Genomic DNA, 13,654 nt, shown 5'->3' with positions numbered 1-13,654 from the left:
CTGGCATGTGTGAATTATTGGGCATGAGTGCCAACGTCCCCACCGATATCGTGTTCAGCTTTACCGGGCTGATGCAGCGGGGCGGGCGTACCGGCCCCCACCGCGACGGTTGGGGTATCGCGTTTTACGAAGGCCGTGGCCTGCGGCTGTTCCAGGACCCGGCCGCGAGCAGCGAGTCGGAAGTCGCCCTGCTGGTGCAGCGTTATCCAATCAAAAGTGAAGTGGTGATCGGCCATATCCGCCAGGCCAATGTGGGCAAGGTGAGCCTGGCCAACACGCACCCGTTCGTGCGTGAACTCTGGGGCCGTAACTGGTGCTTTGCGCATAACGGCCAATTGGCCGACTTCAACCCGCGCGCCACGTTCTACCGGCCGGTGGGCGACACCGACAGCGAAGCGGCGTTCTGCGACCTGCTCAATCGCGTTCGCGAAGCCTTTCCGGAGCCGGTGGAGATCGAGCAGGTGCTGCCGGACCTGATCGCCGCGTGCGCCGAATACCGCAGCAAAGGCGTGTTCAACTGCCTGCTCAGCGACGGCGACTGGCTGTTTTGCTACTGCTCGACCAAACTGGCGCAGATTACCCGGCGCGCCCCGTTTGGCCCGGCGCGTTTGAAAGATGTCGACGTGATCGTCGATTTTCAGGCCGAAACCACGCCTGATGACGTAGTCACGGTGATCGCCACCGAGCCCTTGACCGACAATGAAAACTGGACCCGCTACGAACCGGGCCAATGGAGCCTGTGGCGACGCGGTGAATGCGTCAGCCAAGGCGTTACCGAGTAAGGATATCGACCATGTTGCTCAGTTATCTGCGGTTGGTGCTGTTTGCCATTGGCTTGTTGGTCGGCGTGCAAGTGCCGGGGTTTATCAACGACTACGCCAAGCGCGTTGAAGCCCATTTGATCGAAGCCCAGACCGGCCTGCGCGGCTTTGATGCCACGGCGCAGCAGTTCTTCAATGGGGACTTGCAGGCGTTGGTGGCCCATTACCGCGCCAGTGATGACCCGGTGTTTCGCAGCGATGCCAACAGCCTGGGCACTTTGCTCGATCGTCAGGTGGCGTTGGACAAGCAGTTCCAGGCCATGCAAGGCCCGTGGTACATCCGCGCGCTGCAAGTGGCGGTGGCTGCCGACCCGGATATCCGCCTGGAAACCTGGAATGGCTACAGCTACCAGATTTTGCTGACGCCTGAGGCGATGGGCTGGGGTTTGGGCGGGGCGATGCTGTTGTCGTTCGGCATCGAATGCCTGTTTCGCCTGATCGACTGGGTGGTGTTGGGCGGCAAGCGCCTGCGCCAGAGCCGGCCGATTGAAGAGCGCGACCTTAAAGGCCTCTAAAGATGATCGTTCCCACGCTCTGCGTGGGAATGCCTCTTGTGACGCTCTGCGTCAGGCTTTGGGACGCAGAGCGTCCCGGGCTGCGTTCCCACGCGGAGCGTGGGAAAGATCATTGGCTTAGTACCATCCTTTCTTCGCCCACTTCCTCGGCATACCGCGCCACCACCTTCTGGCACAACCCCACAATCTCCTCCACCAACTCCACCCCCACACGCCACGACACCACCACCTGCAAGTTCGGCAAGCGTTGCGCCATTGGCAGCATCACCAACTCCCCACTGGCCAATTCCTCCATCACCAGCACCGGCGGTAACGCGCCAATCCCGAAGCCATCGCGTAGCAAGCGGGTAATCGCCGACACCGAGTTCACACAGTTCATGCGTGGCGAGGCCACCCCGTTGGCCTGCATCAGGCTCAGCACATCCTGGTGTGGGTGGGAATTTTTCGAGTAGGTGATGATGCGCTCCTGGGCCAGTTCGGCGAGGGAGGCGTAGTCACGGTTGTAGATGGAGTGGCTGGCGACTATCCAGGCCATGGGGTGGCTGGCCAGCTCCAGGCTGCGCACGGTTTCCAGGCGCAGCAGGTCGGTTTGCAGGATCAGGTCGAGGAAGCCTTTTTGCAGCTGATCGCTGAGGTTAAGCGCCGTATCGGCGACCAGTTCGATTTCTACCCGCGGGAAGTGATCCATCAATTGCGCCACCAATGGGCTCAGCCAGGTGTGGATCACCGTGTCCATGGCACCGATGCGGATGCGCCCCACCTTGCTGCTGGTGGTCTCCAGGGACTGCTTCAAGCCCTGCATTGTGACCATCATCTGCTCGGCATAATCGAGCACCTTCAAGCCTTCCGGGGTCAGGCTGACGCCGCGTGAATCGCGCAGAAACAGCTTCACACCCAGTTCGCTTTCGAGCACGGCGATGCGGCTGGAAATCGAGGCCTGGGTGGTGAACAGCTTTTCGGCGGTCAGGCGAAAGCTCTTGAGCTTGGCCACCCAGACGAAAGTTTCGAGGAACTTCAAATTCATGGGATCAACTTTTCTTATGCTTGGATCGGTTTTTATTAGTTGGACGCCGCACCCGGCAAACGCCAAAAATCGAGGCATTCCACGATAAGCGCCGTTAGGGTGTCAGGACAAGTTGCGAGTTCTGCGTAAAAAATCCCACACTACAAAAAATACAAAGCCTACAGGAGCAACCACCGTGAGCCGTCTGCTTTTGAATTGCGACATCGGCGAAAGCTTTGGTAACTGGACCCTGGGTCTGGACGCCGAGGTCATGCCGTTCATCGATTGCGCCAACGTGGCCTGTGGTTTTCATGCCGGCGACCCGAGCATCATGCGCCAGACCGTCAGCCTGGCACTCAAGCATGGCGTGCAAATAGGTGCGCACCCGGCCTACCAGGACCTGCAAGGGTTCGGCCGCCGTTCCATGGCCTATACGCCGCAGGAAATCCAGGACCTCATGCACTACCAGATCGGCGCCCTTGAGGGCATCTGCCGTGCGCAGGGTACCCGCGTCAGCTACGTCAAACCCCATGGTGCGCTGTACAACGACATGATGGCCAAACCGGCGCAACTGCGAGCGGTGATGCAGGCTGTGGCCGCGTATGGCGATTTGCCCTTGATGTTGCTGGCCAAAAGCGACAACAGCGAGGCCCAGGCGATGGGCGATGAATTCGGCCTGACACTGTGGTTCGAAGCCTTCGCTGATCGCGCCTATGACCCTAAGGGCCATCTGGTTTCGCGTCAGTTGCCGGGCGCGGTCCATCACGACGCCGACACCATCGTGCAGCAAGCCCTGACCATTTCCCGTGGGCAAGCCCTGACGGCCAGCGACGGCAGCGCTCTGGTGTTGCAGGCCAACACCCTGTGCGTACACGGCGACAACGCCAGCTCGATCGCCGCTGTGCAGCGCATCCGCGAGGCGTTGAAACCAGCATGAAGCCACGCATTGAAGTGGTGGCCATCGACTGCCTGATGGTGCGTCTGTTTGAGGTGATTGCGGAAGCCAACATGCCGTGGATGCTCGCCGCCACCCAACGTCTGCGTGAAGGTTTTGGTGACGCGCTGGTGGATCTGGTGCCGTCCTACACCACCTTGATGGTGCATTACGACCTCACAGCGTTAAGCCCGGCCCAGGCGCGGGAACTGATCGACCGCGCGCTGACTGACTTGCAACCCCAGGCGCAGGGCAGCGGCCAGTGCCACGTGTTGCCGGTGTGGTACGACCTGAGTGTCGGCCCGGAACTGACGTTGCTCAGCCAGCGCAGCGGGTTGTCGATCGAGCAGGTGATCCATCGCCACAGTGCCCACGAATACCAAGTTTTTGCCCTCGGCTTCGCGCCCGGTTTTGCCTTTATGGGCTTGGTCGACGAAATCCTCGCCACACCACGCCTCAACACGCCGCGTAAACGCGTGGCGGCCGGCAGTGTCGGCATTGCCGAGCGGCAAACCGCCGCCTACCCGGTGGTGTCGCCGGGCGGCTGGAACCTGATCGGTCGCACCCCGGCCAAACTGTTCGACCGCGAGCGTGACGGCTACAGCCTGATGCAGCCGGGCGATACCGTGCGTTTCGAAGCGGTCGGCCACGCCGAATTCATCCATTTGGGTGGCGATGACACGCCGTTGGAGGCGCAGGCATGAGCCGCTTGTTGATCGAGGCCAGCACGCCGCTGTGCCTGTTACAGGACGCCGGACGCTTTGGCGTGCGCCACCTGGGCGTGACCCAGGGCGGTGCGCTGGACTGGGTGTCGATGTCTTGGGCCAATTGGCTGCTGGGTAATACGCTGGATGCGCCGGTGGTGGAAATCACCCTGGGCGGGTTTACCGTGCAGGCCGAAGACTATTGTTTGCTGGCATTGGCCGGGGCGGATTTGGGCGCCTATATCGACGAACGCGCCATCAGTCCCGGGCGCAGTTTTATCCTGCAAAAGGGTCAGCGTCTGCGCTTTACCCAGCCATTCAGTGGTGCGCGGGCTTACCTGGCGGCGCCCGGCGGGTTTGATGCGCCGGCTGTGCTGGGCAGTTGTTCCACGGTGGTACGTGAGGCATTAGGTGGGCTGGACGGTTTCGGCAAGGCCTTGGCCGAAGGCGGGCGGTTGGTTTATTCCGGTACGGGCGGCGCGATGAACGTGCTGAGCACGCCTGATCTGCCGGCAAAAGCGCCGCTGGACGTGATTGTCGGCGCGCAGATCGGCCAGTTCAGTGGGCAGAGCCTGTTCGATGCATTCAATACCGACTGGTCGCTGGACAGCCGCGCCGACCGCATGGGCATGCGCCTGCTGGGCACGCCGTTGCAGTACCAGGGGCCGTCGTTGATCTCTGAAGGCATCCCGTTGGGCGCGATCCAGGTGCCGCCGGATGGGCAGCCGATTGTGTTGCTCAATGATCGGCAGACCATTGGCGGCTATCCGCGTTTGGGCGCACTGACGCCGTTGGCATTGGCGCGGCTGGCGCAGTGTTTGCCGGGGGAGAAGGTGAGGCTGGCGCCAGTGGTGCAGGAGACTGCGCATCGGCAGCACATCGAGTTTTTGCAGCGGTTTTTGAATCGCTAAAAGCATCGCAGGCAAGCCAGCTCCCACAGGGGAATGCATTTCAACTTTGGAATGCACTCCCCTGTGGGAGCTGGCTTGCCTGCGATAGCGTCAGTGAATACACCACCTACTTAGACAGAAAACGCATGCCTTCTTCCAGCCCACGCAACGTCAGCGGATACATCTGATCCTCCACCAACTCGCGCACAATCCCCGTCGACGCCGTATAGCCCCAAGTGTCTTTCGGGTACGGGTTAATCCAGATCAGCTTCTTGTACTTGGCCATGAAGCGCTGCATCCACACATACCCAGGCTCCTCGTTCCAGTGCTCGACACTGCCGCCGGCCTGGGTGATTTCATACGGCGCCATCGACGCATCGCCGATAAAGATCACTTTGTAGTCGGCGCCGTACTTGTGCAGCAGGTCCTGGGTAGAGGTGCGCTCTGAAGTGCGGCGCTGGTTGTTCTTCCACACCGACTCGTACACGAAGTTGTGGAAGTAGAAGTACTCCAGGTGCTTGAACTCGGTTTTGCACGCCGAAAACAGCTCTTCGCAGATCTTCACGTGAGCGTCCATCGAGCCGCCGATATCGAACAGCAGCAACAGCTTGATGGTGTTGCGCCGCTCCGGGCGCATCTGGATATTCAGCAAGCCGGCATCCCGCGCCGTGTGGTCGATGGTGCCGTCGATATCCAGCTCTTCAGCCGCACCCTGACGCGCAAACTTGCGCAGGCGGCGCAGGGCGATCTTGATATTGCGCGTGCCCAGCTCGACCTGATCGTCGAGATTCTTGTATTCGCGCTGGTCCCAGACCTTTACGGCTTTGCCCTGGCGTTTGCCGGCATCACCAACCCGGATACCTTCCGGGTTATAGCCGCCGGAGCCAAACGGGCTGGTGCCGCCGGTGCCGATCCACTTGTTGCCGCCGGCGTGGCGTTCTTTCTGTTCTTCCAGGCGTTTCTTGAATTCTTCGATCAACTTGTCCAGGCCGCCAAGGGACTGGATCTGCGCGCGTTCCTCATCGGTCAGCGAGCGTTCGAATTCCTTGCGCAGCCATTCTTCAGGGATCAACGCCTGCAGGTGGTCGTCGAGCTTTTCCAGCCCATTGAAATAGGCGCCGAACGCACGGTCGAATTTGTCGAAGTGCCGTTCGTCCTTGACCAGGATCGCCCGGGCCAAGTAATAAAACTCGTCCATGTCAGCGAAGACCACGCGCTGTTTAAGCGCGCTGATCAGGTCGAGCAGCTCGCGCACCGACACCGGCACCTTGGCGGCGCGCATCTCGTTGAACAGGTTGAGCAGCATCAGCGATTACCGCGACGGCTCATGAACGCCAGACGCTCCAGCAACTGCACGTCTTGCTCGTTCTTGACCAGGGCACCGGCCAGCGGCGGAATAGCCTTGGTCGGGTCGCGCTCGCGCAGCACCGCTTCGCCGATGTTGTCGGCCATCAGCAGCTTGAGCCAGTCGACCAGTTCGGAGGTGGACGGCTTTTTCTTCAGGCCCGGCACTTTGCGCACGTCGAAGAACACGTCCAGCGCTTCGCTGACCAAATCCTTCTTGATATCGGGGTAGTGCACGTCGACGATCTTTTGCAGGGTGCTGCGGTCGGGGAACGCAATGTAATGGAAGAAGCAGCGGCGCAGGAACGCGTCCGGCAGCTCTTTTTCGTTGTTGGAGGTAATGATGATGATCGGGCGTTTCTTGGCCTTGATGGTCTCGTCGATTTCGTAGACGTAGAACTCCATCTTGTCGAGTTCTTGCAGCAGGTCGTTGGGGAACTCGATGTCGGCCTTGTCGATTTCATCGATCAGCAGGATCACGCGCTCCTCGGACTCGAAGGCTTCCCAGAGCTTGCCCTTTTTCAGGTAATTGCGCACATCGTGGACTTTCTCGTTGCCCAGTTGCGAGTCGCGCAGGCGGCTGACCGCATCGTACTCATACAGGCCCTGATGCGCCTTGGTGGTCGACTTGATGTGCCAGGTGATGAGCTTGGCACCAAAGGACTCGGCCAATTGCTCGGCGAGCATGGTCTTGCCGGTGCCCGGTTCGCCCTTGACCAGCAGCGGCCGCTCCAGGGTGATGGCGGCGTTGACGGCCAGTTTCAGGTCATCGGTAGCCACATAGGCCTGGGTGCCTTCGAACTTCATCGGTCATTCCTCGAATTCATCAATGCCCGGACTATACCGCGCAGCCCCGGCGACTGTGAACGCAGACGGGTTATTCAGTCTCTGAATGGCCGGTCACATCGCAGGCCAACGGGCGGGGGTTATGCTGATGCTTATGTGGGAGCTGGCTTGCCTGCGATGCGAGCACCTCGGTGATTCAGGCAGACTGAGTTGATGCTATCGCAGGCAAGCCAGCTCCCACACAAGCCAGCTCCCAGGGTTAGTTGGCGGAAGGCTTGGGTTGTTCGTAGCGCGCATTGAACGCCTGGATGAAGCCATTACGCAAAATCGCCAAAAATGCGGAGAACGCGCTGATATCTTGCTGATGCACGCTGCCACTGAGTTCCACGCGGGTGGCAAACTGGTTTTTGTTCTGGTTCTTGAGCACGGTTTCGCTGGTGCCTACCACGGCTTCCCAGATCGAGCGGAAGATGTTTTTGTCCTTGTTCTCCACGTCCTGTTTCCAGTCGAACACTTCTACATCGCGCAGCAGCGGCTTGATATAGCCAGTGAGCTGGCCTTTTTCCGCTTGGGCTTCAATCACCACGTCGCCGGTGCCAGCCTTGAAGTCGAATTTGCCATAGGCCGAGGCGAAGTCGTTCATGCGTTTAAGTTGCAAGTCGCGGGCGCGGAAGCGGAATTCGAAGTCTTCAAAATTATTTAAAGGATCAAAGGTTGCGTTGGCCTCCATAGGGGCCTGGCCCTGCAGCAGGGCCTTGCCTTCGAATCGCGCGTCGCGTTTGCCTTTGAGGTCTACCACGTTGGTCAGGTTGTACAGACTGGCATTGACCTCGGTGGCCTTGATGTTCACCTGGGGCTTGGAGCTGAAATTATGAAAGGCGATCTTGCCATCTTCAATGCGCACTTCATTCAGCGTGATCGGCAGCAGTTTTTTCAACTGTTGCTGCCAGTCGGTGCCTTTACCGGTTTGGGACGCCTGTTTGTTGGCACCGCCGTCGACGAAGTTGATTTCAGGCTTTACGAAATGGCCCTCGGCGACGACGGCATGGTCGTACCACAGCGAGTGCCAGCTGACGGCAAATTCAATCAGCGGCGCGTTGACGAACGGCACAGGTACTTTACCGTCGACCTTGACGATTTTCAGGCCATTAATGCGGTAGGCGCCACGCCACAAGGCCAGGTCCACGTCAGTGACCTGGCCACGGTAATCGCCCATGTCGGCCAGCTTGTCGTTCAGGTAATTGCGCACCAGATAGGGCAGGGCCAGGTCCAGGGCGATCAGTGCTACCACCAGTACGGCGACGATCCATAGCAGCCCACTGTAGCGACGTTTCATGTCAATGCTCTCCAACGGTATAGGCGATGGACCGCACGCGCGGGCGCAACGTTCCTCTGACTGGACGCCCAAAGGCCTGAGGCATACCCTTGGGGCCTTCTTGAAATTGCCTTAAGGACCCGTCATGAGCCGTATCTTTGCCGACAACGCGCACTCCATCGGTAACACGCCCCTGGTGCAGATCAACCGCATTGCGCCGCGTGGCGTGACCATCCTGGCCAAGATCGAGGGGCGTAACCCGGGTTACTCGGTGAAGTGCCGCATTGGCGCCAACATGATCTGGGACGCCGAAAGCACCGGCAAACTCAAGCCGGGCATGACCATTGTCGAACCGACCTCCGGCAACACCGGCATCGGCCTGGCATTTGTCGCCGCCGCCCGTGGCTACAAGCTGCTGCTGACCATGCCGGCCTCCATGAGCATCGAGCGACGCAAAGTGCTCAAGGCCCTGGGCGCCGAGTTGGTGCTGACTGAGCCGGCCAAGGGCATGAAAGGCGCTATCGACAAGGCTGGCGAGATTGTCGCCAGCGACCCGGCCACCTACTTTATGCCGGCCCAGTTCGAAAACCCGGCCAACCCGGCTATTCACGAGAAAACCACCGGCCCGGAAATCTGGAACGACACCGATGGCGCCGTGGACGTGCTGGTGGCGGGCGTGGGCACTGGCGGCACCATTACTGGCGTTTCGCGCTATATCAAGAACATTGCGGGCAAGCCGATTCTGTCGGTGGCGGTTGAGCCGAGGGTATCGCCGGTGATCACCCAGGCGCTGGCCGGTGAGGAGATCAAGCCGAGCCCGCACAAGATCCAGGGCATCGGCGCCGGGTTTGTGCCGAAAAACCTCGACCTGTCGATGGTTGACCGCGTGGAGCTGGTGACCGACGACGAATCCAAGGCCATGGCCCTGCGCCTGATGCAGGAAGAGGGGATTTTGTGCGGTATCTCCTGCGGCGCCGCCATGGCGGTGGCCGTGCGTCTGGCCGAGAAGCCGGAAATGCAGGGCAAGACCATCGTGGTGATCCTGCCGGACTCCGGCGAGCGTTACCTGTCGAGCATGTTGTTCAGCGATCTGTTTACCGATCAAGAAACCCAGGCGTGATGATCTCCTGTGGCGAGCAGGCTTGCCCTGCGCTGGGCTGCGAAGCAGCCCTAAACCCGACGAATCGGTCTATCAGGTACACCGCGTAGTCTGAATTGGGAGTGCTTCGCACTCCAACGCAGGGCAAGCCTGCTCGCCACAACAAGCCTGCTTGCCACAACGGCTCCGCTCATCATCGGAGTTGATGTATATCAGCCGGTCGGCCTGGGCCTTCTGCATAATGGCCCAAGTGTTTATCATGGCCGGCTGCTACGTCTGGTTTCCCGTTGACGGGAGGTTGCTGGCCAGGCGATTATTTTCAGGAGTTGCTGCATGACCTTTTCTTTGGCCGCCAAACTGTCGGTGCTGGCGTTGTTTATCGGCAGCATTCTGTATGTGCACTTGCGCGGCAAGGCGCGTTTGCCGGTGTTGCGCCAGTTCGTCAACCATTCGGCGCTGTTCGCCCCGTATAACGCCTTGATGTACTTGTTCTCGGCCGTGCCGTCCAAGCCGTACCTGGACCGCAGCAAGTTCCCGGAACTGGATGTGCTCAAGGACAACTGGGAAGTGATCCGCGAAGAGGCTATGCACCTGTTCGACGAGGGTTATATCCGCGCCGCCGAAAAAAACAACGACGCCGGTTTCGGCTCGTTCTTCAAGAAGGGCTGGAAGCGTTTCTACCTCAAGTGGTACGACAAACCCCTGCCATCGGCCGAGGCGCTGTGCCCGAAAACCGTGGCCTTGGTGAGCAGCATCCCTAACGTCAAGGGCGCGATGTTCGCGCTGCTGCCGGGTGGCAGCCACCTCAACCCGCACCGTGACCCGTTTGCAGGCTCCTTGCGTTATCACTTGGGCCTGTCCACGCCGAACTCCGACGACTGCCGCATCTTCGTCGACGGCCAGGTCTACGCGTGGCGCGACGGTGAAGACGTGATGTTCGATGAAACCTACGTGCATTGGGTGAAGAACGAAACTGAAAAGACCCGTGTGATTCTGTTCTGCGATATCGAACGCCCGCTGAGCAACCGCCTCATGACCGGCATCAACCGCTGGGTCAGCAAGCAGCTGGGTCGCGCGACTGCGCCGCAGAACCTGGATGACGAGCGTGTGGGCGGGATCAACCAGGCGTATGCCTGGAGCAAGACGTTCAGTGACAAATTCAGTGGTGTGGTCAAGCAGTGGAAACGCAAGCATCCCAAGGCCTACCGCATTGCGCGGCCGGTGCTGGCTGTGGTTGTGCTGGTGCTGCTGTGGAAGTGGCTGTTCGGCTGATCTGAACACGGTCAAAACTGTGGGAGCAGGCAAGCCAGCTCCCACATTTGATCTCCCGTGTTGCTTAGGACGCGATCAACTGGCGCAGCACATAGTGCAAGATGCCACCGGCCTTGAAGTATTCCACCTCATTAAGCGTATCAATCCGGCACAGCACCTCAACCTTCTCGCTGCTGCCGTCTTCGCGGGTAATCACCAGCGTCAGGTTCATCCGTGGCTCGATCTCGGCATCGGTAAGCCCAAGAATGTCGATCTTCTCCTTGCCGGTCAGCTTGAGCGATTTGCGGTTCTGATCCAGCTTGAACTGCAACGGCAACACGCCCATGCCCACCAGGTTGGAACGGTGAATCCGCTCGAAACTCTCGGCGATCACTGCCTTTACCCCCAGCAGATTAGTACCTTTGGCCGCCCAGTCGCGGCTTGAACCGGTGCCGTATTCCTGGCCTGCGATCACCACCAACGGTGTACCCGAGGCCTGGTACTTCATGGCCGCGTCATAGATCGGCATTTTCTCGCCGGTGGGGATGTACAGCGTGTTGCCGCCTTCTTCGCCGCCGAGCATTTCGTTGCGGATGCGGATGTTGGCAAAGGTGCCGCGCATCATCACTTCATGGTTGCCACGGCGTGAGCCGTAGGAGTTGAAGTCACGTGGCTCCACGCCTTGTTCGCGCAGGTAGCGCCCGGCGGGGCTGTCGGTCTTGATATTGCCGGCGGGGGAGATGTGGTCGGTGGTCACCGAATCGCCCAGCAGGGCCAGCACGTTGGCGCCCTTGACGTCCTCGATCACCGGCAATGGCCCGGAAATATCGTCGAAGAACGGCGGATGCTGGATGTAGGTGGAGTCTTTCTGCCACACATAGGTCGCGGCCTGTGGCACTTCAATCGCCTGCCATTGCTCGTCACCGGCAAACACTTCGGCGTATTCCTTGTGGAACATGCCGGTGCTGACCTGCGCGACCGCGTCGGCAATCTCTTTGCTGCTCGGCCAGATGTCTTTGAGGTACACCGGCTTGCCGTCTTTGCCTTCGCCCAGCGGCTCGCTGCTGATGTCGATGCGCACGGTGCCGGCCAAGGCATAGGCGACCACCAGCGGCGGCGAGGCCAGCCAGTTGGTTTTCACCAATGGATGCACACGGCCTTCGAAGTTGCGGTTGCCCGACAGCACCGAAGCCACCGCCAGGTCGGCCTTCTGGATGGCTTTTTCGATCGGCTCAGGCAATGGCCCGGAGTTGCCGATGCAGGTGGTGCAACCGTAGCCGACCAGATCAAAGCCCAGCTTGTCGAGGTATTGGGTAAGGCCGGCCGCCTTGTAGTAATCGGTCACCACTTTGGAGCCGGGCGCCAGGGAGGTTTTCACCCACGGCTTGCTGGTCAGGCCTTTTTCCACGGCCTTTTTCGCCACCAGGCCTGCGGCCATCATCACGCTGGGGTTGGAAGTGTTGGTGCAGGAGGTAATCGCGGCGATCACCACCGCGCCGTTTTTGAGGCGATAGGTGTGGCCGTCGTACTCGTAATCGGTCTCGCCGACCAAATCCGCATTGCCCACGGCAACCCCGCCGCCGCCTTCACTTTCCAGGCGGCCTTCTTCTTTGCTGGCGGGTTTGAACTGCAGGTCGAGAAAGTCCGTGAACGCCTGGCCTACATTGGGCAGTGACACACGGTCCTGCGGGCGTTTCGGCCCAGCCAGGCTGGCTTCGACACTGCCCATGTCCAGCGCCAGGGTGTCGGTGAACACCGGTTCCTGGCCGGCGTTACGCCACAGGCCCTGGGCCTTGGTGTAGGCCTCCACCAACTTGACGGTTTCTGCCGGGCGGCCGGACAGGCGCAGGTAGTCCAGCGTCACCTCGTCCACCGGGAAAAAGCCACATGTGGCGCCGTATTCCGGGGCCATGTTGGCGATGGTAGCGCGGTCGGCCAGGGGCAGGTCGGCCAAGCCGTCGCCGTAGAACTCGACGAATTTGCCCACTACGCCTTTTTTACGCAGCATCTGGGTGACGGTCAGCACCAGGTCGGTGGCAGTAATACCTTCTTTCAATTTGCCGGTCAGCTTGAAGCCGATCACTTCCGGAATCAGCATCGACACCGGCTGGCCGAGCATCGCCGCTTCCGCTTCGATACCGCCCACGCCCCAGCCCAGTACACCCAGGCCGTTGATCATGGTGGTGTGGGAGTCGGTGCCCACCAACGTGTCGGGGAAGGCGTAAGTGCGGCCGTCTTCGTCCTTGGTCCACACCGTGCGCCCCAGGTACTCAAGGTTGACCTGGTGGCAGATGCCGGTGCCCGGTGGCACCACGCTGAAGTTGTCGAACGCACTTTGGCCCCAGCGCAGGAAGGCGTAGCGTTCGCCGTTGCGCTGCATCTCGATGTCGACGTTCTGTTCAAAGGCGCTGGTGCTGCCGAACTTGTCGACCATCACCGAGTGGTCAATCACCAGGTCCACGGGGGAGAGCGGGTTGATGCGCTGCGGGTCGCCACCGGCCTTGGCCACGGCGGCGCGCATGGCGGCCAGGTCGACCACGGCGGGTACGCCGGTAAAGTCTTGCATCAATACGCGGGCCGGGCGGTACTGGATCTCGCGGTCGGACTGGCGCTCTTTGAGCCAGGCGGCGATGGCCTTGAGGTCGGCGCCGGTGACGGTCTTGTTGTCTTCCCAGCGCAGCAGGTTTTCCAGCAGCACCTTGAGGGACATCGGCAGCTTGTCCAGGTCACCCAGGCTCTTGGCGGCTTCGGGCAAGCTGAAGTAGTGGTAAGTCTTGTCGTCGATTTGCAGGGTTTTGAGGGTTCTCAGGCTATCTAGCGATGACATTACATGACTCCTTATGGTCCGCACGGCTACGGACCTGACGGGACGAACAGAGCTTTCAACTTAGCCCTGTTTTCATTAGCAGGCTAATAACTGGACTCTATCGTTAAGTCCAAGGTTCCGAACTCGGCTATCATGCGCGCGTTTTCATGACAGGTATTGCGATAG

At 60.2% G+C, this 13,654-nt stretch carries 12 protein-coding genes; 7 read left to right on the top strand and 5 right to left on the bottom strand.

The window, feature by feature from the left end; translation table 11 throughout:
- Nucleotides 1–5: 5 nt before the first annotated feature.
- Together HX790_RS03160 and HX790_RS03155 are read left to right on the top strand one after the other, a co-directional pair.
- Nucleotides 6–782: a class II glutamine amidotransferase gene (locus HX790_RS03160; RefSeq protein WP_017137395.1), complete on the top strand. Its 777-nt coding sequence runs from the start codon at nt 6–8 to the stop codon at nt 780–782.
- An 11-nt stretch (nt 783–793) separates the two neighbouring features.
- Nucleotides 794–1,336, top strand: coding sequence for a DUF2937 family protein (locus HX790_RS03155; protein WP_099548664.1), 543 nt, complete (start codon nt 794–796; stop codon nt 1,334–1,336).
- A 109-nt stretch (nt 1,337–1,445) separates the two neighbouring features.
- Here HX790_RS03155 and HX790_RS03150 read toward each other — a convergent pair whose 3' ends face one another.
- Nucleotides 1,446–2,360, bottom strand: a complete 915-nt coding sequence (locus tag HX790_RS03150; RefSeq protein ID WP_017137397.1) for a LysR family transcriptional regulator — start codon at nt 2,358–2,360, stop codon at nt 1,446–1,448.
- 175 nt (nt 2,361–2,535) lie between these two features.
- Between HX790_RS03150 and HX790_RS03145 the strand changes: the two genes are divergently transcribed.
- Genes HX790_RS03145 through HX790_RS03135 form a run of 3 tightly spaced genes read left to right on the top strand, consistent with a single transcriptional unit; the run spans nt 2,536 to nt 4,888 of the window.
- On the top strand, nt 2,536–3,276 hold the full coding sequence (locus HX790_RS03145) for a 5-oxoprolinase subunit PxpA (protein ID WP_017137398.1): 741 nt from the start codon (nt 2,536–2,538) through the stop codon (nt 3,274–3,276).
- Complete coding sequence (gene pxpB / locus HX790_RS03140; protein WP_169985545.1) at nt 3,273–3,977, top strand: 5-oxoprolinase subunit PxpB; 705 nt, start codon at nt 3,273–3,275, stop codon at nt 3,975–3,977. The genes HX790_RS03145 and pxpB overlap by 4 nt, the downstream gene beginning before the upstream one ends.
- The gene (locus HX790_RS03135; protein ID WP_169985547.1) at nt 3,974–4,888 is read left to right on the top strand and encodes a biotin-dependent carboxyltransferase family protein; all 915 of its coding nucleotides are present in this window, start codon (nt 3,974–3,976) and stop codon (nt 4,886–4,888) included. The genes pxpB and HX790_RS03135 overlap by 4 nt, the downstream gene beginning before the upstream one ends.
- Before the next feature lie 106 nt (nt 4,889–4,994).
- On the opposite strand, the gene HX790_RS03130 is transcribed toward HX790_RS03135, so the two are convergent.
- The 3 genes from HX790_RS03130 to HX790_RS03120 all read right to left on the bottom strand — a co-directional run bounded on the left by HX790_RS03130 (nt 4,995) and on the right by HX790_RS03120 (nt 8,333).
- A complete protein-coding gene (locus HX790_RS03130) occupies nt 4,995–6,173 on the bottom strand; it encodes a VWA domain-containing protein (protein ID WP_176991225.1) in 1,179 nt (392 codons plus the stop codon).
- On the bottom strand, nt 6,173–7,018 hold the full coding sequence (locus HX790_RS03125) for a MoxR family ATPase (RefSeq protein ID WP_017137402.1): 846 nt from the start codon (nt 7,016–7,018) through the stop codon (nt 6,173–6,175). The genes HX790_RS03130 and HX790_RS03125 overlap by 1 nt, the downstream gene beginning before the upstream one ends.
- A 238-nt stretch (nt 7,019–7,256) precedes the next feature.
- Complete coding sequence (locus tag HX790_RS03120; RefSeq protein ID WP_176991224.1) at nt 7,257–8,333, bottom strand: DUF748 domain-containing protein; 1,077 nt, start codon at nt 8,331–8,333, stop codon at nt 7,257–7,259.
- 124 nt (nt 8,334–8,457) lie between these two features.
- On the opposite strand from HX790_RS03120, the gene cysK reads away from it, so the two are divergent.
- Together cysK and HX790_RS03110 are read left to right on the top strand one after the other, a co-directional pair.
- Nucleotides 8,458–9,432 carry a cysteine synthase A gene (cysK, locus tag HX790_RS03115; protein ID WP_099548669.1) on the top strand — a complete coding sequence of 325 codons (975 nt, stop codon included), beginning with the start codon at nt 8,458–8,460 and terminating at the stop codon, nt 9,430–9,432.
- A gap of 312 nt (nt 9,433–9,744) precedes the next feature.
- Nucleotides 9,745–10,683: an aspartyl/asparaginyl beta-hydroxylase domain-containing protein gene (locus HX790_RS03110; RefSeq protein ID WP_017137405.1), complete on the top strand. Its 939-nt coding sequence runs from the start codon at nt 9,745–9,747 to the stop codon at nt 10,681–10,683.
- Nucleotides 10,684–10,747: 64 nt separating this feature from the next.
- Here the strand turns inward: HX790_RS03110 and acnA are convergent, their stop codons facing one another.
- Complete coding sequence (gene acnA, locus HX790_RS03105; protein WP_176991223.1) at nt 10,748–13,489, bottom strand: aconitate hydratase AcnA; 2,742 nt, start codon at nt 13,487–13,489, stop codon at nt 10,748–10,750.
- Nucleotides 13,490–13,654: the final 165 nt, after the last annotated feature.

The organism is Pseudomonas sp. IPO3747 (genome assembly GCF_013385245.1).
Taxonomy (GTDB): Bacteria; Pseudomonadota; Gammaproteobacteria; order Pseudomonadales; family Pseudomonadaceae; genus Aquipseudomonas; species Aquipseudomonas edaphica.
Note: the sequence above shows the minus strand (reverse complement) of the source record. Positions and strands in the feature narration are given on the sequence as shown.